This is a genomic window from Sulfurimonas sp. NWX367, from assembly GCF_039667065.1.
GTDB lineage: Bacteria > Campylobacterota > Campylobacteria > Campylobacterales > Sulfurimonadaceae > Sulfurimonas > Sulfurimonas hydrogeniphila.
The window spans coordinates 33320-55461 of record NZ_JALCZM010000004.1; the positions used below are offsets into that span (position 1 = coordinate 33320).

Annotated in this window: 27 protein-coding genes; 11 read left to right on the forward strand and 16 right to left on the reverse strand. The window is 37.5% G+C overall.

Annotated features, from left to right (window positions below; all coding sequences use genetic code 11):
- Positions 1–43: 43 nt before the first annotated feature.
- Together MNY28_RS10885 and MNY28_RS10890 are read left to right on the forward strand one after the other, a co-directional pair.
- Positions 44–1036 carry a divergent polysaccharide deacetylase family protein gene (locus MNY28_RS10885; protein ID WP_346389854.1) on the forward strand — a complete coding sequence of 331 codons (993 nt, stop codon included), beginning with the start codon at positions 44–46 and terminating at the stop codon, positions 1034–1036.
- A 7-nt stretch (positions 1037–1043) separates the two neighbouring features.
- On the forward strand, positions 1044–1820 hold the full coding sequence (locus tag MNY28_RS10890; protein ID WP_346389855.1) for a DNA-processing protein DprA: 777 nt from the start codon (positions 1044–1046) through the stop codon (positions 1818–1820).
- Here MNY28_RS10890 and MNY28_RS10895 read toward each other — a convergent pair.
- Entirely contained in the window at positions 1810–2685 is an 876-nt protein-coding gene (locus tag MNY28_RS10895; protein ID WP_151899748.1) for an AraC family transcriptional regulator, read from the reverse strand. The genes MNY28_RS10890 and MNY28_RS10895 overlap by 11 nt on opposite strands.
- A gap of 126 nt (positions 2686–2811) precedes the next feature.
- Between MNY28_RS10895 and MNY28_RS10900 the strand changes: the two genes are divergently transcribed.
- Positions 2812–4266 (forward strand): acetyl-CoA carboxylase biotin carboxylase subunit, encoded by a 1455-nt coding sequence (locus tag MNY28_RS10900; protein ID WP_346389856.1) that lies wholly within the window; start codon positions 2812–2814, stop codon positions 4264–4266.
- A gap of 11 nt (positions 4267–4277) precedes the next feature.
- On the opposite strand, the gene queA is transcribed toward MNY28_RS10900, so the two are convergent.
- The 4 genes from queA to hemW are packed head-to-tail and all read right to left on the reverse strand — an operon-like array spanning position 4278 to position 7683.
- Positions 4278–5306: a tRNA preQ1(34) S-adenosylmethionine ribosyltransferase-isomerase QueA gene (gene queA, locus MNY28_RS10905; RefSeq protein ID WP_151899750.1), complete on the reverse strand. Its 1029-nt coding sequence runs from the start codon at positions 5304–5306 to the stop codon at positions 4278–4280.
- Positions 5299–6150, reverse strand: a complete 852-nt coding sequence (tatC, locus tag MNY28_RS10910) for a twin-arginine translocase subunit TatC (protein WP_346389857.1) — start codon at positions 6148–6150, stop codon at positions 5299–5301. Before tatC ends, queA begins: the two co-directional genes overlap by 8 nt.
- Entirely contained in the window at positions 6143–6568 is a 426-nt protein-coding gene (tatB, locus tag MNY28_RS10915; RefSeq protein WP_346389858.1) for a Sec-independent protein translocase protein TatB, read from the reverse strand. Before tatB ends, tatC begins: the two co-directional genes overlap by 8 nt.
- Positions 6569–6627: 59 nt before the next feature.
- A complete protein-coding gene (hemW, locus tag MNY28_RS10920) occupies positions 6628–7683 on the reverse strand; it encodes a radical SAM family heme chaperone HemW (protein ID WP_346389859.1) in 1056 nt (351 codons plus the stop codon).
- 77 nt (positions 7684–7760) lie between these two features.
- Between hemW and MNY28_RS10925 the strand changes: the two genes are divergently transcribed.
- Genes MNY28_RS10925 through folP form a run of 5 tightly spaced genes read left to right on the forward strand, consistent with a single transcriptional unit; the run spans position 7761 to position 11743 of the window.
- A complete protein-coding gene (locus MNY28_RS10925) occupies positions 7761–8231 on the forward strand; it encodes an RNA pyrophosphohydrolase (RefSeq protein WP_151899754.1) in 471 nt (156 codons plus the stop codon).
- On the forward strand, positions 8232–9443 hold the full coding sequence (locus MNY28_RS10930) for an aspartate kinase (RefSeq protein ID WP_151899755.1): 1212 nt from the start codon (positions 8232–8234) through the stop codon (positions 9441–9443). It abuts the gene before it with no gap.
- 8 nt (positions 9444–9451) lie between these two features.
- The gene (locus tag MNY28_RS10935; RefSeq protein ID WP_151899756.1) at positions 9452–10000 is read left to right on the forward strand and encodes a HobA family DNA replication regulator; all 549 of its coding nucleotides are present in this window, start codon (positions 9452–9454) and stop codon (positions 9998–10000) included.
- Positions 9987–10607: a DNA polymerase III subunit delta' gene (locus MNY28_RS10940; RefSeq protein ID WP_346389860.1), complete on the forward strand. Its 621-nt coding sequence runs from the start codon at positions 9987–9989 to the stop codon at positions 10605–10607. Before MNY28_RS10935 ends, MNY28_RS10940 begins: the two co-directional genes overlap by 14 nt.
- Positions 10604–11743 carry a dihydropteroate synthase gene (folP, locus tag MNY28_RS10945; RefSeq protein WP_346389861.1) on the forward strand — a complete coding sequence of 380 codons (1140 nt, stop codon included), beginning with the start codon at positions 10604–10606 and terminating at the stop codon, positions 11741–11743. The genes MNY28_RS10940 and folP overlap by 4 nt, the downstream gene beginning before the upstream one ends.
- 5 nt (positions 11744–11748) lie before the next feature.
- Here folP and MNY28_RS10950 read toward each other — a convergent pair whose 3' ends face one another.
- From MNY28_RS10950 to MNY28_RS10985, 8 genes are all read right to left on the reverse strand, one after another.
- Positions 11749–12294, reverse strand: a complete 546-nt coding sequence (locus MNY28_RS10950) for a peptidylprolyl isomerase (RefSeq protein ID WP_346389862.1) — start codon at positions 12292–12294, stop codon at positions 11749–11751.
- An 11-nt stretch (positions 12295–12305) separates the two neighbouring features.
- A complete protein-coding gene (msrB, locus tag MNY28_RS10955; RefSeq protein ID WP_151899760.1) occupies positions 12306–12692 on the reverse strand; it encodes a peptide-methionine (R)-S-oxide reductase MsrB in 387 nt (128 codons plus the stop codon).
- A gap of 132 nt (positions 12693–12824) precedes the next feature.
- Positions 12825–13109, reverse strand: a complete 285-nt coding sequence (locus MNY28_RS10960; RefSeq protein WP_151899761.1) for an HU family DNA-binding protein — start codon at positions 13107–13109, stop codon at positions 12825–12827.
- A 59-nt stretch (positions 13110–13168) separates the two neighbouring features.
- Positions 13169–13402, reverse strand: coding sequence for a hypothetical protein (locus MNY28_RS10965; protein ID WP_151899762.1), 234 nt, complete (start codon positions 13400–13402; stop codon positions 13169–13171).
- Positions 13403–13406: 4 nt separating this feature from the next.
- Positions 13407–13646: a helix-turn-helix transcriptional regulator gene (locus MNY28_RS10970; RefSeq protein ID WP_151899763.1), complete on the reverse strand. Its 240-nt coding sequence runs from the start codon at positions 13644–13646 to the stop codon at positions 13407–13409.
- Positions 13647–13847: 201 nt separating this feature from the next.
- Positions 13848–15527: a hypothetical protein gene (locus MNY28_RS10975; protein WP_346389863.1), complete on the reverse strand. Its 1680-nt coding sequence runs from the start codon at positions 15525–15527 to the stop codon at positions 13848–13850.
- A gap of 3 nt (positions 15528–15530) precedes the next feature.
- Complete coding sequence (locus MNY28_RS10980) at positions 15531–16181, reverse strand: hypothetical protein (protein ID WP_151899765.1); 651 nt, start codon at positions 16179–16181, stop codon at positions 15531–15533.
- Positions 16182–16215: 34 nt separating this feature from the next.
- Complete coding sequence (locus MNY28_RS10985; protein WP_346389864.1) at positions 16216–16857, reverse strand: hypothetical protein; 642 nt, start codon at positions 16855–16857, stop codon at positions 16216–16218.
- Between the two features lie 95 nt (positions 16858–16952).
- On the opposite strand from MNY28_RS10985, the gene fbaA reads away from it, so the two are divergent.
- Positions 16953–18032, forward strand: a complete 1080-nt coding sequence (fbaA, locus tag MNY28_RS10990) for a class II fructose-bisphosphate aldolase (protein ID WP_151899767.1) — start codon at positions 16953–16955, stop codon at positions 18030–18032.
- On the opposite strand, the gene MNY28_RS10995 is transcribed toward fbaA, so the two are convergent.
- Entirely contained in the window at positions 18029–18376 is a 348-nt protein-coding gene (locus MNY28_RS10995; protein WP_151899768.1) for a hypothetical protein, read from the reverse strand. The genes fbaA and MNY28_RS10995 overlap by 4 nt on opposite strands.
- A 51-nt stretch (positions 18377–18427) precedes the next feature.
- On the opposite strand from MNY28_RS10995, the gene cmoA reads away from it, so the two are divergent.
- Positions 18428–19138, forward strand: a complete 711-nt coding sequence (cmoA, locus tag MNY28_RS11000; protein WP_151899769.1) for a carboxy-S-adenosyl-L-methionine synthase CmoA — start codon at positions 18428–18430, stop codon at positions 19136–19138.
- A 3-nt stretch (positions 19139–19141) separates the two neighbouring features.
- On the opposite strand, the gene MNY28_RS11005 is transcribed toward cmoA, so the two are convergent.
- Together MNY28_RS11005 and nth are read right to left on the reverse strand one after the other, a co-directional pair.
- On the reverse strand, positions 19142–19396 hold the full coding sequence (locus MNY28_RS11005; RefSeq protein WP_346389865.1) for a hypothetical protein: 255 nt from the start codon (positions 19394–19396) through the stop codon (positions 19142–19144).
- A 25-nt stretch (positions 19397–19421) separates the two neighbouring features.
- A complete protein-coding gene (gene nth / locus MNY28_RS11010; protein WP_151899771.1) occupies positions 19422–20063 on the reverse strand; it encodes an endonuclease III in 642 nt (213 codons plus the stop codon).
- Between the two features lie 62 nt (positions 20064–20125).
- Here nth and MNY28_RS11015 point away from each other — a divergent pair, with 62 nt between their 5' ends.
- Entirely contained in the window at positions 20126–22090 is a 1965-nt protein-coding gene (locus MNY28_RS11015; RefSeq protein ID WP_346389866.1) for a response regulator, read from the forward strand.
- Positions 22091–22142: the final 52 nt, after the last annotated feature.

Genomic DNA, 22142 nt, shown 5'->3' on the forward strand with positions numbered 1-22142 from the left:
TAGGATATAGTTTCAATAAATTTAACTTTAAGATGAAGAGTAGATGGCAAAAAGAAAAAAAAGAACAAGAAGAACGAAGAAAAAAACCGGTTCTTCTTTATTAAAATATACAGCATGGTTTTTAGCACTGACAGCCCTTGTTTTAATATCTTTAATTACAGGGTATTATTTTGGAGCAAATGATGGAAAAACGCATAAAAAAGAAAAGTCAACAACAAAGCACAAGTCAGTACAAACAATTCCAAAAGCACCAGCTGTAAGTGTAAACAAAAGACTGCAGGAGGTACTGAAAAAAGAGACAAAAACATACGTTTCCGCAGCACATGAAATAGATAATGAAACCCTGGCAAACCCTCCGAAGCAAAAACCGAAAAAAGTCCAGATTTATACATCAAAACCGAAATTGGCTATCATCATAGATGATATGCAGACCGCATCTCAGGTAAGAGCCGTAAAACGTTTGCATCTCAATGTTACTATGTCATTTCTGCCACCACGTGCAGCAAGACCAGACTCTGCGAAACTTGCATCACATGAAAAGTTTTATATGGTACACTTACCGATGGAAGCAATGCACTTTAGTGCTGAGGAACCGCATACTCTCCGCATACATGATTCTCAGCAAAAAATCTCTGCAAAAATAAAAGATATTAAAAAATTGTTTCCAAAAGTCGCCTATATTAACAATCACACCGGCAGCAAGTTTACATCAAATGAAATAGCAATGAACAGACTGGTTTTTGCTCTAAATGCAAACCATATACGCTTTATAGACAGTAGAACGACTGCTAAAACAATGGCGCCAAAAGTACTGAAAAATTTCGGACTGAAATATGTTGCGCGCGATGTTTTTTTGGATCATCACATGGACAAGCCATATATATTAAAGCAGATAAAAAAAGCTATTGCAGTTGCAAAGGCACATGGCAGTGCCATTGCAATAGGCCATCCTCATAAAAATACACTGCAGGCACTCTCTGAATCTAAGGCTTTGTTCAAAGATGTTGAGTTAGTGCAGATAAATAAAATATATTGACTTTGCAATGCAGCAAATAAATTTTCATATACCCGAACTCGATGCTATGAAGCACTATCCGGAGAAACTTTTTTACAAAGGAAACAGTGAATTATTGCATAAAAAGAAAATTGCAATTGTAGGAAGCAGAAAACCAAATCAATATGCAAGAGAATTGACACACCGGCTTTCTCACAAACTTTCTTTAGAGGGTGTCTGCATAGTAAGCGGCGGTGCTTTGGGCGTTGATGCCATTGCACATAAGGCTGCCGGTGCAAAAAACACCATTATGGTTGCAGCAACAGGACTTGACAAGCGCTATCCTGCAATCAACAAAAATATTATTGCAGATATTGAGACAAGCGGTTTGGTACTCAGTCAGTTTGAAGAAGGGACTCCTTCTCGCAAATATCATTTCCCTTTGCGAAATGAAGTAGTTGTTGCTTTGGGAGATGTGCTTGTAGTGACTTATGCAGATTTTAACTCAGGAACGATGCGCAGTGTTGAGTATGCTTTGAAAATGGGAAAAGAGGTATATGTTTTACCACATCGTATAGGAGAGAGTGAAGCGACAAATAATTTACTTGCAAAAGCAAAAGCAAAAGCTATTTATAATCTAGATGCTTTTGTAGCAGAGTTTGCAGGGTTTACATGTAAAGAAGTGGCTTTGGATGAGTTTTTGTACTATTGTCAAAGCAATCCGACCTATGAGGACGCTTTGCAAAAATATCCGACAAAAATTTTTGAAGCAGAACTGGCCGGAACCGTAGAGATAAAAAATGCAAGAGTCTATCTTAGTAACTGATTGATAAATAAAGACTGATGTCAAACTTATTGTCTTTGGATAAATACTTGTTTTTTTTATAAACGACATAAGGGGGTTTTGTTGTGGTTTCATACTCATTTTGCGGCAGCCAGCTGTGATATACCCAATGAATAAATTTCAAAAAGTCTCCGGATTCTCCCTGCAGATCAAATTTCGCGTACACCCCTCCTGAGATTTTAAAGTTTGGCAATCTGTCATTCACGGTAATATTTGGATCCTCATTGACGATGCAGGCAACATATTGGCACTCGTCAAGCGGTGTAATTGCCGGATTGTCATGCAGAAGTGCAATCTCTTTGTAGTTGGTGAGATTGTTGCTAAACACCCATGTTTGGAGTTTTTGCCAAGTCTGTTTTATGCTGTCGTTATATCCTCTGTGTCTTATGTAGTATGCTGAAAGTTCAGGCATCTTCACAATTTCAGGTGTAATGGTATGAAACTGTGCCTTTGATTTTGTGGCTATTAAAGACTGCTTGAGGATTTTGCTCGAATACTTTTTGTAGCCCCCTTTTCGCCACTCTTTGGGTGTCATGGCAAAGCGGATTTTAAAAGCGCGTATAAAAGAAGTCTGCGAAGAGTATCCACAGGAGTTTGCAACTTCGGATATTGTGGAGTATTTGTTGGTTAAGAGCAGATTGGAAGCTTTTTGCAGGCGTATGGATTTTATACTTTCATATATATTTCGGTTGAATATCTCTTTGAAAATCTTATGCATGTAAAATTTATTGATTTTCAGGTTTTGGGCAAGTTCATCCATATTGATATCTGTATCTATATTGGTATAGATGTAATACATAATATAATTGGAGATTTTTATCTTTTTTTCTAAAGTTGTTTTTTTCATAATTCTTATTATAGCAAAATTAGAAAATAAAAATTACAAAAATAGATAACTTTAATGCCAATTAAAGTATAGAGATAATTTTTTTAAAACTTTATAATACTGCAGTTTAAAATATTGGAGAATCACATGAAGCAAAAAATATCTAAAATGTTGATCGCAAACAGAGGCGAAATAGCGCTGAGAATTATTCGTGCGTGTAAAGAGTTGGAAATAAAAACAGTCGTTGTGTTTTCAGAAGTTGATGTGGAAGGCGTCTGGGTTGCCAAGGCAGATGAATGCTATCCTATAATGGGGAATCCTATTGAAGCATATTTGAACTATGACAGAATAATTTCAATGGCAAAAAAAGCAAACTGCGATGCCATACATCCGGGATACGGATTTTTATCTGAAAGTGCTGAATTCGCCAGAGCCTGTGAAGAGAACGGCATCATATTTATAGGCCCCAAACCAGAGCACATTGAACTTTTTGGTGATAAGATGGCTTCCAAAGTTGCGATGAAAAAAATCGGTGTTCCTGTCTTAGAAGGGACTGACACACCGGTTATAGATGTTAAAGAGGGTGAAAAAATTGCCAAAGAGATAGGATTTCCTGTAATTATCAAAGCTGCATTCGGCGGCGGCGGCAGAGGAATGAGAATTGTCAAGCAGGCAAAAGAGTTTTCTAAAATGTTTGAATCTGCTACAAATGAAGCGGTGAAATATTTTGGAAAAGGGGATGTTTTTATAGAAAAATATGTTGAAAATCCTCGTCATATCGAAGTCCAGATTGTTGCTGACAAATATGGCAATATTGTGCATTTGGGAGAGAGAGACTGCTCGATTCAGCGTCGTCACCAAAAAGTTATTGAAATTGCACCGTCGCCACTGCTTAATGATGCGGTTCGCAAAGAACTCTACAGAGTTTCCATCAAAGCAATGTTCAGACTGGGGTATGAGAGTGTCGGAACAGTAGAGTTTTTGGTTGACGAACAGGATAATATTTATTTTATAGAAATGAACACCAGAGTGCAGGTGGAACATCCTGTAACTGAAACGATTACAGGTGTGGATATTATACAGAGAATGATAGAGATTGCCGGCGGAGACAAATTGAAATTTTTACAAGAAGAGATACAGTTTCGAGGCTATTCCATTGAATTTAGAATCAATTCTGAAGATCCGCAAAACAACTTTATGCCAACTGCCGGTACGGTTACAAAATATCTGACACCTGGAGGACCTGGTGTACGTCTTGATACAAGCCTTTATGCAGGCTATGAATTGCCTACATGTTATGATTCTATGCTTGGAAAACTCATAGTCTGGTCTCTGGACTGGGAGGGTGCTGTGAGAAAAGCCAAAAGAGCACTGGATGAGTTCTATATTGAAGGATTCAAAACAAATATTGTTCTTCACAGAGAAATTGTACGGGATGAAGAGTTTAGAGCAGGAAAATTTAATACAGGCTATCTGGATTCCAAAATGGAAAAATTCAATCTTGGTGCAGTCTCTCTTCTTGCTGATGAAGAGAAGAAAGTCTCTTTTTTAAGCAGTATTATCAAAAAAATCAAAGAGAATAATTTAATTACAAGAAGCTGAAACAGCAGTGCTTAGAGAATAAGCATTGCATCGCCGTAGGAGTAAAACCTGTATTTTTCTTGTATCGCTTCAGCGTAAAGCTGATGCGTTTTATCAAGCCCGACAAAAGATGCAACCAGCATAAGCAGTGTTGATTTTGGCAGATGAAAATTTGTCAAAAGATGATTCACGCGTAAGGGTTTGTTGTTTGGATGTAAAAATAGATTTGCTTCACCCCTCATTTGTCCTTTGTGTCTTGCATAAAATTCTATAGTTCTTGTTGATGTTGTTCCAACACTCAAGACAGGAATATCAGAATCCAAAATCTCTTTTGCTTCCTTTGAAATATCATAGTACTCCGAATGCATAGGATGGTTTGTAATCACTTCAGCTTCCACAGGTTTAAAAGTACCGCTTCCTACATGTAAAGTAATATAGGCATGCTTGTGTTTTTTACAAATTCTTTTATGCTGCTCGGAGGTAAAATGCAGCGAAGCGGTAGGTGCGGCAACGGCTCCTTCCTGCGAAGCAAATACGCTTTGGTATTCATCAGCATCTTCATCCTCATCTGGTCTTTGAATATAGGGAGGAAGAGGGATATGCCCTATTTTGTCTATTACAGGAAGCAAATCTTCAAACCGTAAGAGTATGTTATTTTGGTAAAAATTGACTTCACGACTGCCGTCATCATTTAATTGTGTCACTTTTGCCATGAGATTGTCATCAAAAAATATCTCTGTGTCTCTCTTCACTTTTCCTCGAATATATACATTGATATTGTGTGCAGTAATGGCTCTGTTTATGAGAAGTTCTATTTTCCCGCCACTCTGTTTTTTTCCAAAAAGTCTTGCTTTTATAACTTTTGTATCATTAAAAATGAGAGCACACTCCGGAGAAAGAAAGTTTTCAAGATTATAAAAAAAGGTGTGTGTAATTGTGTCCGTGGCTCTGTCGTAGACTAAAAGTTTTGCATGATCACGGGGAGAAGCAGGATAGTTTGCTATAAGTTCATCAGGAAGAGTGAAGTCATAGCTTGCAGTGAGTAACTCCTGGTTACTCATCTTTGTCCTTTTTGTCTGTAAGCTCATCATATTCATCATGATGCTTAACACTTAAACTGCTTTCATCTTCTTCCTCTTCGTCCTCATCCTCTTCTTCTTCTTCCAAAGGCGGGGCAGGGTTTACCATTTTTACTATCAAAATAGAAAGCAGATAGAGTATCACAAGCGGACCGGCCATAAGCAGCTGTGTTAACACATCCGGTGGAGTCAGCAGGGCTGCAACTATAAAAATAATAATGATTGCATATTTGAAAAATGCCGTCATCTGTCTGTCATCAACAAGTCCGAGAAGTGCCAAAAAGTAGGCAAACACAGGCAGTTCAAAAGCAAGACCGAAACCAAACATGATTTTTGTAAAAAATCCGACATAATCCTCGATGTTGATAAGCGGAGTAAATTTAAATGAACCGAAGGTAATGAGGAAGTCAAATCCAAAAGGTGTCACAATATAGTAGGCAAAAAGAACACCCACAAGAAACATAACTGTACCACCGACAATAAAAGGAATGATCATCTTTTTTTCGTGGGCATAGAGTCCAGGCGCGATAAAAAGCCAAATTTGCGAAAGTATAATAGGCAAGGCTCCGACAATCGCTGCAAAAAAGGAAACTTTCAATGCGACAAAGAATGCGCCGCCAACCTGTGATGTGGTAATCATACCGTTTGCCGCATTGACAGAGACTTTGCCGACTTCTGTCAGAGCATCATTGAGTGGCTGTACCATCCATGTAAGTATAGGTTCATGGAAGTAAAACATGACAAAAAACATAACTATTAAACTTGCTGCTGAAATAGCCAGCCTCTTTCGGAGTTCTACAAGGTGCGGTCTTAATTCATCAAACATTTTTATTTTCTTCTTCTTTCTCTGTATTTTCTTTTTCTTTCTCTTTCTCTTTCTTCTTTTTCTTAAAAGTCACTTCCTGCGTCTCTTTAGGTGCTTTTTCGATTGTATCTTCATCATCTTCTAAAAGATTGTCTGTGAGGTTTGTAAGTTTTGCACCGGCCTGCGCAGGAATGTCTGTAACTTTGTTCAGGCTTTCGCTGGCATTGAGAAGCTCTTGTTTATAAGCAAGTGCTTCCTGTTTTATCTGACTTAAATTCATCTCTTCTTCAAGGGAGTCTTTTACTGTTCCTATCGTGTTTTTAACGTTTCTAAAAAATTTAGCAATTTCGACCATTGTACTAGGCAGTTTGTCCGGACCTAGAAATAAAATAGCGACAACTGCTATGAGTAGCATCTCTGTAAAACCCATACCAAACATATTCAGCCTTCATAGTTTATTGATAGTGAGATTTTATCCAAAGAATCATTAAAAAATCTTCAAGAGGTCAAAAAGAGCGCAATTTCATCTGCCAAAAGGTAATCTGTGTTGTATAAAATATTATTTTTTAACACGATTTTGTTTTCATTGAGCAAAATTTCTGCTTTTTGCCGTTCCTGTGCATTTAATATATCCTGATCTACGCCGACAACAGAGCGCAGACCCAAAAAGATCTGTTCGAGTCTTTTGTCTTCTCGTGTGAGTATCTCTTGTCTGATTGACAGAGGATCGCTGATATATGCTTCTATATCAGTTAAGGGATAAAATCTTGTTAGTCCAAGTTTGCCGACAGCTCCGGCCCCGGCACCGATATAGTCTTTATATTGCCAATAGCCAAGATTGTGAAGAGATTGATAGCTTCCAAAATTGCTTATTTCATACTGTGAAAACCCATGCTTTTGAATCTCTTTGAAAATCCATTTTGTAAGGGAGAGCTGTTCACTTGACATTTGAGGACGGTTTTCAAAGGCCGTACCCTCTTCAATCATTAAGGCATAGGCACTGATGTGATTGATTGGCAGAGACAGCGCTGTTTGTATGTCATGTGAAAGAAGTTCTTTTGTATCACCCAGGGTAGCATAAATCAAATCCAATGAGATGTTTTTAAAGCCGACAGCAGAGGCATTGTGAACAGCATCTGAAGACATCTGCGGGGTATGTGCTCTGTTTAAAATTTTGAGTTTTTCCTTATCAAAAGTCTGCGTTCCGAAGCTGATACGGTTCACTCCGAGAGTATACATGCCCTCAAGCCACTCTTTTGTTGCAGAGTTGGGATTTGCTTCACTGGTTATTTCTGCGTTTTTCACAAGATAGGGATTAAGCAGGTCGAAAATTTCTTCATAAAGCTGCGGGGCAACGGTTGAAGGCGTGCCTCCTCCTATAAAAACAGTTTCTATAGTCTCTTTTTCTGCCTGAAATCTTTGCAATTCATACTGCAGCTGTTTTTTAAGGGCATACATGTAATTCTCTTTGAGATGAAACTTGTCAACATAAGAGTTGAAGGCACAGTAAGAGCATTTGGAATCGCAAAAAGGAATATGAATATAAACTAACATAGTGAAATTATAGCCGGATAAACTTATTTTAATTGCTATTGCTGTATAATCGCGTACAATTAAATACAGGTGCTTATATGAGTAAAGAAGAAATATACCGTCCCAATGTTGCTATGATAATCGTCTCAAATGAGTATCCGCAAAAAAAAGATGTTTTTATTGCACAAAGAAATGATTTGACTGACATTTGGCAGTTTCCACAGGGTGGCATTGATGAAGGCGAAGAGGTCAAAGAGGCTCTTTTCCGTGAAATGGAAGAAGAGATAGGGACAGACTCTGCTGAAATAATAGCAGAATATCCAGAGTGGATTTCTTATGATTTTCCTCCTAAAATTGCGAGTAAAATGAAGCCGTATAAGGGACAGACACAAAAATATTTTTTACTCAAACTCGCAAAAGATGCCAAAATAAACCTAGATACAAAGCATCCCGAGTTTATAAACTATAAATTTGTGGCAATAGAGGATGTTTTAGACTTTACACCGCATTTTAAGCAGTCTGTATATGAAAAAGTTATAAATCATTTTAAAAGAGAGGGGCTGTTGTAAATGCTAATAGTTCAAAAATTCGGTGGGACCAGTGTTGGTGATTTGGAACGCATACAAAATGTAGCGAATCGTGTGGCAAAAACAAAAGAAGCCGGGCATGATGTAGTAGTTGTTGTTTCGGCAATGAGCGGAGAAACAAACAAACTTGTTGGATATGCCGAACATTTTTCAAAAAATCCTGCCCGTGCAGAGATGGATATGCTTTTGAGTTCAGGTGAAAGAGTGACATCGGCACTCCTTTCTATTGCACTGCAGGAGATGGGAATCGATGCTGTTGCAATGACGGGGAGAAAAGCAGGTATTGTAACCGACAAGCAGCATACCAAAGCGCGTATTGAAGAGATTGATCCCAAAGCTATGAAAAGTGCGTTGCAAAGTGGCAAAGTTGTTGTAGTTGCCGGTTTTCAGGGAGTAAACACAGACGGAGATGTCACAACACTCGGACGTGGAGGAAGCGATCTCTCAGCTGTTGCTATCGCAGGTGCATTAGAAGCTGACTTATGTGAAATTTATACGGATGTGACAGGTATTTTTACAACAGATCCGCGAATTGAACCAAAAGCAAAAAAACTTGATAAAATCTCTTATGAAGAGATGCTTGAACTTGCATCATTAGGCGCAAAAGTATTACAAAACCGCTCTGTAGAGCTGGCAAAAAAACTCAATGTCAATCTCGTAACACGAAGCAGCTTTTGCGATGATGAGGGAACATTAATTACAAAGGAAGAAAATATTATGGAAAAACCACTAGTAAGCGGAATTGCGTTAGACAGAAACCAGGCACGCATCTCTTTAATGGGTGTCAAAGACAGACCGGGCATTGCTTCTGATATTTTTAATGCATTGGCAGATGCCGAGGTAAATGTGGATATGATCATTCAGAACAAAGCGGTTGATGATACAACAAATATTGACTTTACTGTACCTGTGAGTGATCTGCATGATGCAAAATCTGTTGTAGACACCTTTGTACAAAGCGGTGAAATCAAAGATGATTCTTATAATGAAGATATCTGTAAGGTTTCTGTAGTGGGTGTTGGTATGAAATCGCATGCCGGTGTTGCTGCCAAAGCCTTCTCGACGATGGCAAAAGAAAATATCAATATCAATATGATTTCAACATCAGAAATAAAAGTATCCATGGTTATAGACGAAAAGTATGCAGAACTTGCGGTGCGATCTCTGCACAATACCTATGAGCTAGACAAATAAGTACTTACATGCCGGATTTTGCACAATGGAGCCTGGATGCCATAAGAGAAAAGGGCGGCAGTCTCAGCTGGCTTGAAGAACACCGGTTTGAGTGGTCTAAAACAACTGCATACGCACTGGAACAGATTCTTAATGGCAAAACAATTATTCTAATTACTGACGAAAAAAGAAAGTGGTTTGAAAATTACATTTTGAGTTCTTTAAACGGAGTACTGCTTGAACGCCCTATGATACCTATCATCAGCATTGACAATATTTATACCCATTACAACAGTGTAGGCAGTGGTGAAATGATAGATATTATAGACGATATGATTTCACTCTCTTTTAAGGGCGATTATTTTTTTTGGTACATCGGCAAAGGAGATGATAAACGCAGCGATATCGCCAAAAGAAAAGATGAAAGTTATTTTTGGATCTTTGATGAAGATTTTAACAATGCGTTTACACTCAAATCCTATGATACGGATTTGGATATCAAACTGTTACAGCTCTACAAACTTTTTGATGCTTCGTTGAATGCTGCAATGTTTGGAGAGGTTGATGCAAGTTCCTGATGCAATAAAAGGGCATATCCTCATTGCAAATGATGTGGAGGAAGCTGCTGAAAAACTGGAAAATGAACTGCAGGGCTTCCGGGTTGTAAAGTTTATAGAAGAAAATTTTAAAATTGAACATGCAAAACTTGTAACGGCTGAAGCGTACATCAGCGAAGCACAGACAAAGTATATCATCATCGCAGCTTTTGAGTTTACTGATGTGGCACAAAACTCTCTGCTAAAACTTTTGGAAGAACCGCCGACAAATATAGAGTTTATTATAATCTCCCCGACGAAATCCAACTTGCTGCCTACCGTACGCTCACGACTGCCGATTTTAAAGAACCAGCTCCATCACAGTGTTATGGAGTTGGATATTACACTTGCACGACTTGACTATAAAGAGGTTTTTGCATTTTTAAAACAGCATGCCAGAGTCTCTAAAACAGAAGCCAAAGCTTTGGTTGAAGCGCTTTTTTACAGAGCAACTGTTATAGACAGGCTCATACTTTCTCCATTGCAGCTGGATAATTTTGACAAGGCCTACAGATTGCTTGATCTGAATTCACGGCCTCAAAGTGTTTTGGCAATGCTGCTTATGAGCTTTGCACAGGAGAGACCGTGAGAGTAGAAAAACTGTCAAATGAAATAAATATAAAAGATGCATTGCAAAAGCTTGGTGTTGATTCGGGCGGTATTACAATTTTGGCGTCAAAAGCAACAATGCATATTTTATATATATATGATTTGCATGTAGGGGCTGCCAATATTTTGAAACAGGATGCTCTCTCCATCGGGGCTGATTTGGCTGTTCCCCGGGGGACAGTTATCGCAGCAAAGCCAAAAGTTGACTGCATACTCATTGCGAATACAAAACAGCTGAAAGTTTTGGCAAAAAAAGAGTTGGCACAACCTTTTGGACTCAAAGAGTTGGCAAAAAAACTCAAAGAGTTTGCGCAGGTTCGTCAGCCGGATGCAGTAGAAATTATGGGTATTGTTAATGCGAATGATGACAGTTTTTACGCACAAAGCAGGCTCAAAGAAAAAGAAGCAATACAAACCATAGAGACTATGATTCAAGAGGGTGCAGATATAATAGATATCGGTGCTGTCTCTTCTCGCCCAAATGCTCCATATGTGAGTGTAGAAGAGGAATTGGCAAGAATAGAACCGCTTTTGAGACTTATAAAAGAAGAAAAACTGTATGAAAAGGTACAATTCAGTTGTGACAGTTATGAACCAAAAGTTTTACAAAGGGCACTGGAGAGCGGTTTTAGTATTGTAAATGACATAACCGGTTTGCAAAACGATGAGGTATGCAGGCTTTGTGCGGCTTATAATGCAACAGCGGTAATCATGCATATGAAAGGAACGCCCCAAACGATGCAGAAAAACCCCCATTATGAAAATGTCATAGAGGATGTATATGATTTCTTTAGCAAAAGAGTAGAAAAAGCTGAGAGTTTTGGAGTGAAAAAAATTGTGCTTGATGTAGGCATAGGTTTCGGAAAAAGAGTAGAAGACAATTTAAAACTTTTAAATAGCCTTGAACACTTTTTAACGCTGGGCAAGCCATTGCTGGTCGGAGCTTCCAGAAAATCCATGATAGATAAAATTTCACCTTCTTCTGTTGAAGAAAGGCTTCCCGGCACACTGACCCTTCATCTTGAAGCAGTGAAAAACGGTGCATCCATTTTACGGGTGCATGATGTCGCCCAGCACCTGCAAGCGCTTAAAGTTTTTAAGGCCTTGCATACATAAAGTATCTATTTTATGTATGCTTTGATTATTTCCTGACGTTCCAGCGGTCTGTCTCCGCCAGAACGTCCGGAAGTAGCGACATTGTTTAGTTTTTGCAAAGTTTGCATGGATTTTTGATTTGCAACCTTTCCAAAAATTGTATAGCCGCCGTTAAGCCATGGTGTCGGAGCTGTTGTGATGAAAAACTGACTGCCGTTTGTATTTGGACCTCTGTTTGCCATTGCCAAAATACCGGGTTTGTCAAAAACAAGATTTGCTTTGAATTCATCCTTAAACTCTTTATGCCAAATGCTTTCACCGCCTCTGCCGCTTTCAGTCGGATCACCGCCTTGAATCATAAAATTGTGAATGATTCGGTGAAAAGCAACACCGTTGTAATAGCCTTCCTTTACATGTGTAAGAAAGTTCTCAACCGCCAAAGGTGCCGCATCTGGAAAAAGTTCAAGTTCTATATTTCCCTGTGTTGTTTGCAGGACAACATGCGGATTATTCTCACTTGAAAACAAGAGAGTCGTATAGAGTAATATCAGTGCCAGTAAAATTCGTTTCATTAAAAAGCTCCTTATTCTTCTTCAAAGTCTAAACATACAGAGTTGATGCAGTATCGCAGTCCCGTAGGCTCAGGACCATCAGGAAAAAGATGCCCTAAGTGAGCATCACAACTGCTGCATCTGACTTCTGTACGAATCATACCGTGTGACATATCTTTTATTTCAGTGACAGCCCCTTCAACAGCTTCATAATAACTTGGCCAGCCTGTTCCTGAATCAAATTTTGTACCTGATTCAAAAAGCGGGGCACCACAACAGATACATTTGTAAATACCATCACTTTTGTTATCATAATATTTTCCGGAAAAAGGGGCTTCTGTGCCGTTTTTTCGGCATACCGAAAAAGCTTCAGGACTCAGAATTTTTTTCCATTCATCTTCACTCTTTGTTATTTTCATTGAATTTCCTTATGCTTTTTGCGTAGTATAGCAAGTCTGTTTTGTATTTTATATAAAAGGAGGGTTTTGTTCAAAAATTATAGGGGAAAAGAAAGAATAGTACTGCTTCTCAAAAGCAATACTATTAAATAGTTATTTACCAGCTGCAACGCGGTCTTTAAGACCTTTACCTGCTTTAAACTTAGGAACCATTTTATCTTGAGTCGTATAAGTTTTATCTGTACCCGGAACTTTACCGGTTTTACCTTTTTGAAGTACTGCCGCAAAACTACCAAAACCAACGAGAGAAACATCTTCCCCTTTTACTAAGGCTTCTATTACTGCTTCAGTGAAAGCTTTAATTGCATTTTCAGCTTCAACTTTAGTTTTGTAGTTTCCGTGTTCTTGTACTAACTCAACGAATTGTGCTTTATTCATAAATTTACCCTTGGATTAAGATTTGCCCTGAAATAATTCAGCTACAGATACTTTATAGTTTATTTGCTTAAATTTTTCTTCTTTTTGGTGTATTTAAGAAGAAAATCTGAAATTTTTGTTTCTTTTAGTCCACATTTAGCCTGTTTTAAGAGCTTTTTGAAATTTAGAGTCGTTTTAGGCATCATAATTAAAGCTGATAAATCTTTAATTTTTTTGTATTTATTTGTTGATGTATGTATTGATAAAAACACATCTTCAAGACCATCTCTTTCATTTTTAGTCAGTATCCCCATTCCGCTACTCCTCTAATCTGTTGATTTTTCTTACAGCCCTGATAATTTCATCATCATCTAATTTACCTAACATTTTTATAACAGTTGCCGCAGCCTGTGGTTTGGCACGTCCCAGTTTCCAGTCCTGATATGTACGCATAGAAATCCCCAGACTTTTAGCCATATCTTTAAGGGAAATCTTTTTCCCATTGTATTGAGACTCTATTGAGTTATGGAGGATGTTAAATAAATCATTTATTTGCATAAAAAATATTATACGGAATAAATACTTAAATATACATTTTTTATAATATAAATTGATAATTATCGTATGATAAATATTGATTAATGTGTATTATATAATTTATATATATTATAATGATGTATTTAATGTATTTTGTATACGGATTACCGTATGTAAAGAGTATGGAGTTTTGAAGAATAAACAAAGAAAATTAAAAAAATACTATTTTTCTTCGATAACTATGGATTTTGCGACAGGGTGAAGGGTGATGATGTTTTCTTGTATTTCAAGATAAAAGGGAGGATAGAATTTTGCATCTGTTTTGTAGGCTATTTCATGGGCATTGTCAATAGTAAAGACAATGTTGTTTAAACCTTTGAAAGGTTCTTTGACAGTAATTTTTGCATTTTTGTAGGCGTTGTGTATTGCCTCTTTTTCTTTTTTAAGGCGTGTAATCTCTTTTTCCAGCTCTTCAACTTTACTTAAGTTGTGTCTTTTTGCTCCTTCTAATTTATGCCTGAGTTCCTTGATATCTTTGTCTATAAATTGCAGTTTGCTTTGCACTATCGGGACATCACGGTAGTTTATTTTAAAGAGATTGTCTTCACCGGATACAAGCCGGACGGTAATAGAATTCGAAGCATAAACTTTTAGATTGTTTTTCACGTGCTTGATGGTAACATCCTGGGCGTAAACAGCACCCCCTATGGAAGCCTCAATTTCTACAGTGGTTGCATGTACCACACCGCCTTCAAGCAGAGAAATTTTCCCCTCATGGCATCGTAATGTACCTTTATGTCTGTTAATGGTTGCATATTTTGCATACTGGAGTGAGTCCTGGTGGGTAGCTCCCTCAATTTCAAGGGTTATCGCTTCAAGACGGCTTTTTGCTCCCACAAAACCGTTTACATGTATTCTCTCTGAAACAAGTGTCACCCCTTCTTTTATGGTATCCCTTGCTGTATCATGCTGTGTCACTACTATTTCAATATTATTGTCTTCGAGGTCTTCTACAAGGTCTTTGTGCTTTGTGATTTCACTGACTTTTATGCGATTGTCAACAAGAAGTTCTTTGCCGTCATAATGTACATATCCGCGTATTTTGCTTATATATTTTTTTGATGTTGCATTTTCCTCTATTCTAATAGATTTTTCATCAACATCTGCCTGCAGGTCATCCATGTTGTTGGCAAAATTTGCGTCTATATATTCACCAAAAGCATTGAGTCCGTTTTGTCCGTATACAGGCTTTTTATACTCAACAAGAAGTTCATTTTCATCTACTTCAATAACTTCGCCTGTATGTGCTTTTTCTTTAAACCAAAAAATAAGTTTACCCGGACGTGTGAGAACAGGCTCTATCCCTTCAAACAGAGGAATTTTGACACGTTTGACAAATTTTCCTGCATATATGTACTTCACTAAAATTTTCAGAGATTTTTTCATCTCTTCATCAAAGATGTTCACAAGTATTTTATGATACGCTTTGATTTTGTTGCATTCTCTAAAGAGTATTTTTAACAACTCAACAGGCTGATGTGATTTATAGGGAATTTTTGAATCCGGTGACAGTATCAAAAAAGGATGTGTGAAAAATTTTGAAAAATCTATAGTATATTCAAGTTCAAGATCTCTTTTTTCTTTTTTCATCAGCGTGACAGTATAGCGCTGTTGAAATTCCACATGTTCATTGAGTATTTTTTCTTTATCTTTGTATTTTTCCTGTATCTCTTTGCTGTAAAGTTCAAAAGAAGTGCTGGCATTGCTTTTTATATATGTTTCTGTCTTGTTTATAACAAAGTCACATTCTGATGGAAGAATAAAATTTTCTTGCGCAAATGTCTGCAATGCTTCTTTGATATGACGGGTTTTTATAATTTTATGTTCTGTTTTTTTTGGCATTCATTAATACTCTAACAAATCACTGTAATCATACTTCGCAAAATCGAGGTAGAGTTTACCGTTTTGTTTAATGACTCTGATATCACTGTCATACACGGCTAAAAATCTTTTTTTGATGATTTTTCTCTGGTAGGGCTCCAGATCAAGTGTTTTCAAATAGGTTTTGAGTTCAACAATCTGGTTGTCTTTTTCCGCCTCTATGGTTTTTTGTGTTTGCGGCAAAGGTTCGACATCATGTACCGTGTTGCTGTTTTGGGCAAGAAGTTTTGTGTTGAGCAGTTCCAAAACCTGCTTTAACTGCTCGTCTTTTGTGGCATAAACTCTTTCTATTTTACTCATCTCATCACGGAGCATCTGCTCTTTGTCATTGATGAGTTTGTCTATTTTCTCTTCGAGCTGGACAATTTTAGCTTTGAGCTGCAGGTTCTCTTTTTGGTACAATGACAAAACCATGGCAACCGTTGTCCGTGGTTTTGCAGGCGGAGTGTTTTGCTGAGGTCTTTGTTGCGGTTGCGGTGAGGCTTCCTCGGGAACAATTATGTAAACAGTGTCATCTTCAACGATATAATTTAACTTTTTGCTGCGAAGTTTTGAACTGATCATCTCTTTTGACATTTTAAATTTTTTTGAATATTCATCGAGTGTAAATTTCATATACTGTCCTTTTTGAAACACCGGGTGTTAAAATTTAGAGGTGCCCTTTATAAATTGGAGGAATAATTATACCTGATTTTCTCAGCCATACACGGTATCCCTTTTTTTCATTGCCATGCTTGTCCTGAAAAGCAAAGAGGGTGGACTTTTTAAATTCTCTTTCCTGAAGGAGTTGGTTGTACTCTTTATGCACAGAAATGAAACGTTTAAAATTGTAATATGCTTCATGAGAGATCATTACCGTTGAAATACTGAAGTCTTTAATTTCCAAGTATCGGGCACAGTCATTGAGTCCTGTGCCTATAAAATTCTGATGCCCTAAAATGTCTGTAAATTTATTGATTTTCCCCGTATGCACTGCTATACGCAAGCCATGAAAATAGGAGAATTTCTTTGAAAGCTGCTCTGAAAAATGATGAAAGCTCAGCCCTAAAATTGTTCCGTAGCCTCTGAACTTTGGTGTGAGTATGCAGTAAAATCCGTCTCCTGTCGGGATATAACCCAAAATAAGTTCTTCTACAGGAAGTTTTGCACTTTCAAGCAGGCGTTGTATGATTTTTTTGTAACTGCGTGTCAAAAAATTGATGATTTCAAACTGTTGCTGTATGGTAAGCATTGAAAAATTAATGATATCTATTAAAACTATATCAGTATTGATTTCTTCACAAGCACTCATCTTTATGTATCCTTTGGGATTCTGATTTTAGCATAAAGTTCTTTTAAATGAACTATATATTATAATTGTAAAATTAAATTTTTTAGGGAATTATTATGAGTAATGGTGTATTGGATATTGTTAAACCCGGGGTCCTTTTTGGTGATGATGTTTTAAAAGTCTATGAATATGCAAAAGAAAATGGTTTTGCTATACCTGCTGTCAATGTTGTAAATACTGACTCTGTCAACGGTGTATTGGAAGCTGCTGCAAAAGCCGACTCTCCTGTGATTATACAATTCAGTAACGGGGGTGCTTCCTACTATGCAGGCAAAGGTTTAAGCAATGATGGTGAAAAAGCGGCAATTATTGGTGCGGTGGCCGGTGCGATTCATACACATATGATGGCAGAGGCTTACGGTGTTGCGGTGATTCTGCATACTGACCATGCCTCAAAAAAGCTGCTTCCGTGGATAAATGCTCTGCTTGAAGCAGGTGAGAGTTATTATAAAACACAGGGAAAACCACTGTTTTCTTCCCATATGCTTGATCTTTCAGAAGAGTCTTTAAATGAAAACATCGGTACATGTAAAGCCTATTTTGAAAGAATGAACAAAATCGGTATGAGCATCGAAATAGAGCTAGGCTGTACAGGCGGAGAAGAAGACGGTGTGGACAACACAAACATTGACAATGCACTTTTATATACCCAACCAGAAGAGGTGGCTCTTGCCTATAAAGAGTTGAGTGAAATTTCTCCAAATTTTACAATAGCCGCTTCCTTTGGAAATGTACACGGTGTTTACAAGCCGGGAAATGTACAGTTGACACCTAAGATACTAGACAATTCACAAAAATATATTCAGGAAAAACTGCATACAAAAGAGAAACCTGTCAACTTTGTATTTCACGGCGGTTCAGGATCTTTGCCTTCAGAAATCAGTGAAGCGATCAGTTATGGTGTTGTAAAAATGAATATCGATACCGATACTCAGTGGGCAACATGGAACGGCGTTCGTCAGTATATAGAAAAGTATCATGATTATCTTCAGAGTCAAATCGGAAATCCGGAAGGTGAAGACAAACCGAACAAAAAATACTATGATCCGAGAAAATGGCTGCGTGCCGGACAGGAAGGTCTGGTTGAGCGTGTTATTCAGGCCTATAAAGACTTGAATGCCATGAACAGAAACTAAGAGTGCAGTTTTTTGTGAATATCCCTGATACTTTTTGTATCGGGATTTTTTGTATAGTGTATATGTAACAGCTGTCTCAGTTTGTTTTCATTAAATCTCCAAAAATGCTCTTTGTCAAAATCTTCGTGTTTTGTGACCATTTCATGCAACTCTTTTTCTGTGAGTTCTCCATGACTGCCTTTTATGATTTTTAAAATCAAATCCATTAATTCTGTCTGTGCCTGAGGGGTTGTGTCATCATCTTTGAGTTGTTTTGTCGGCATAAATTTATACATTTTCCATGCACTCAGACCGAGACCGAGTAAAAAAGCAATCATCATCCAAGAAGAGAGTGAAAGTTCCATTAATATCCTTTTTTTGCTCAATTATAGGCTTATTTTGATAAAATTCCAGTTATGAATGATAAAGTATTTACAAAACCGATAAAAAAACAGTTTGAATTTGATGAAGAAGTGGCAGCTGTCTTTGATGATATGCTCGAGCGGAGTGTTCCTTTTTACAAAGAGGCGCAAAAAATTACAGAATTTTTTGCACTGAAAAACCTGAATGAAAATGGGAGAGTCTATGATCTTGGCTGTTCAACCGCATCAACACTGCTGAGTATTCACAGAAAACTCTCAAACAAGGCAGAGCTTATAGGTCTTGACAATTCTGAAGCAATGCTCACGCGTGCAAGAAAGAAATGCGAAGCGTATGGTGCCGACATAAAAGTTTGCAATGCGGATATACTGAGCTATGATTATAAAGAGGCAGATGTTTTTATCAGTAACTATACTCTGCAGTTTATTCGTCCTCTTGTTCGTGAAGAGCTGGTAAAAAAAATAGCCGTTTCATTAAAAAAAGAGGGTGTATTTATATTTAGCGAAAAAGTCATCTCTCATCATCCCAAACTCAACAAAGAATTGATTGAATGTTATTATGATTTTAAAAAAGCGCAGGGCTATTCCGAGTATGAAATCATGCAAAAACGCGAAGCTCTGGAAAATGTACTGGTGCCTTACAGTGAAGAAGAAAATATAAAAATGGCATTAAATGCAGGTTTCTCTCATTGTGAAGTACTTTTGCGCTGGGCAAATTTTGCTACTTTTATTGCTGTAAAAGAGTAGAACCTACCAGACGTTTTTTTCTGCTTTTGGCTGCTCTTTTGCACCAAAGAAACTTTTGACTTTTGCGCTGCTTTTTTTTATTTCTTTGCCCATTGTCTCATAGGTAATGATGTCATCATCTCCGCACTCTTTGTGATAATATCCCTGAAAATCGTAGTACTCTTTGCAGTCACTGTAGTATTTTGCAGAAATCCCGTGTTTGTTTAGACAGCCGTTAAAAAAAAGCATGAATAAAACTAATAAATATATGCGTATCATAATAATCTCCAAGCACTTTGCATACCTAAACTTTGAAACTCTCTTTTGTTCTGCAAAACTCTGTTAAAAAACATTCATCGCATTTAGGATTTTTGGCAGTGCAGATGTACCTTCCAAACAAAACCATTGCCTGATGGAGTACATGCAGGTCGGTTTTGAATTTTTTTACCAAAGTGGCTTCTGTCGCCTTGGCTGTTTTGTCATCGCTCAGACCAAGTCTGTGTGCGACACGAAATACATGGGTATCCACTGCCATTAGGTTCGCACCGGTATACTCTATCATCACAACATGGGCTGTTTTTTGTCCGACGCCTGCCAGGGTCTGCAGGTCTTTTTCATTCATTGGTATTTCACCGTCATACACTTCCGCAACACGTTTTGCCATGGCTATGAGGTTTTTTGCTTTGTTGTTAAAGAAGGAGCAGGTGTTAATAAGCTTTTTCACCTCTTCTATATCAGCATCTGCCAAATCTTGAGGCGTCGGATACTTTGCAAACAGGGCAGGAGTAATAAGGTTGACTCTTTTGTCGGTACATTGTGCTGAGAGTGCTACGGCAATTACCAGTTCATAGGCATTTTTATAATGCAGTTCTGTGACCGCATCACTGTAGCGCTCCATAAAGCGTTTTTGGATCTCTTGGATCTCTTTTTTCGTTGCTTTTTTCATAAATGTATTTTAGCAACTTATATGTTATAATCAAAGCAATGACTTTTAAAAAGGGGTAAAATATGGGCATATTTTCACTGTTTTCGAAACAAAAAAACACGCATGTGTATGATACAGGCAAAAAAAAGGAGACACTTTTTTCACAATTGGACAAAGATTTCTTTATTGAAGTGGCAGACAGCAGTGATACAATGATGCTCTATTTTTTACAAGGTGAAGGATGGATTGGTGCAAATAAAACTTTTTTCACTACAATGAATTATTTTGATATAAAAGATTTTAAAAGAGCCAATGAAAGCATTCGTGATATGTTTTTGAGTGAGAGTGAAGAGATTTTTACCGAGTCTGACAAAAGTTGGCTGGATTATATTAAAAAGTACAAAAGCGATGGTTACAGGGTAAATATGACTGATGCTAAGGGCCAACTTCTCAGTATTGAAGCAAAGTGTCACAGGTATTCAAAAAATATGAAGCTGTATATTTTGGAATTAAAAGATGTTACAGAGTTGGAAAAAGCACGTTTGCAGGTGAAAGAGGTTGAAAAGCTGAAAACAAAATTTTTGGCCAATATAGGGCATGAATTTAGAACTCCGATGAATGGTATTCTCGGATTTATAGAGCTGCTCAAAGAAACCAGTCTTAACGAACATCAAAATGAATACCTTGATATGATTGATTATTCTTCTAAAAATCTGATGAATAATATTGAAAGTCTCTTGGATTTGGCGCAGTTGCAAAGCGGGCGTCTTACAGTGGAGTCAGAACCTTTTAATCTTCTTGTCGCAATGGAAAAACTCATATATACATGTTTTGACAAGGCAAGCAACAACGGGGTACAGGTTATGAGTTTTATAGATCCGAAATTGCCACAGGAACTCGAAGGTGATGCAAACAAAATTTTGCAGGTTATGCGTTCTATCATTCAAAATGCAATTAAATTTACACCGCATGGCGGCAAGGTTATTATAGAAGTAAAACTTTTAAAACGACTCCAAAACGGAGCCTGTTCTGTCGGTTTTAGTGTCAAAGACAATGGTCAGGGGATGTCTCAAGAACAGATATCTCTTATGGATGAACCTTTTACCGCAGGCAGTCATGCAGATGAGAGACTCGGCATAGGATTGAGCCTCTCAAGCGGTCTGGTACGGTTGATGGGATCAGAATTACGTATAAAAAGTGAATTAGACAACGGTACCTACGTGAATTTTGTTCTTGATTTTAAAGCTTCAAGAGGGCAAAACTACAAAATGATGCCAAATAAAAAAGCAAAAGTGCTTTTACTGGATAAAGAAAAAGTTGATGATGCCAATTTCTTAACGACCTATTTGCGTTCTTTTGCTATTGATGTGACAAAATCTTCCGAACTCAATGCTGATATTTATACAGATATAGATGAGCTTTATGTGGTAGGTGACCAAGGTGATTCATCGTGGATACTGGATCTGGCGACATATAAAAAGCAGGCACCTGTTGTTTTTCTTTTGGATGAAGATGAAAAACTGCAAACAAAGATGACACACATTATTGATGAAGTGATAGAAAAACCATTGCTGGCCAGTGTGATAGCCAAACATCTGTATATGGCAAACAGCTACAAATATACTAATGAAGATAAAAATGAACTTACTCTCAAAGATAAAACCGAGGCTTTGGTCGTGGAAGACAATCTTATCAATCAGCGTCTGATAAAAATACTCCTGGAAGAGTATAACATAGATGTTTCTACCGCCTCTAACGGACTTGAAGCGGTAAAAATGTATAAAGAGAAAAAATATGACATTATATTTATGGATATAGATATGCCGTATATGAACGGGATTGTTGCAACCAAAGAGATTAAAGATATGATGCTCCTAAAATCACAGGCGCCGATTGTTGCCCTGACAGCAATGGCAATGGAAGGGGACAAGGAGATGCTTTTGGAAGAGGGGCTTGATGATTATCTTTCAAAGCCGCTAACAAGAGACAAACTGGAGTATATTTTAGACAAATACCTTAAAATAAGCTATGAAAATGAATCTGTTTAATAACTATTAATATATTGTTATTAAACTTCTCTTTATCAATTTAGTAAGGAAC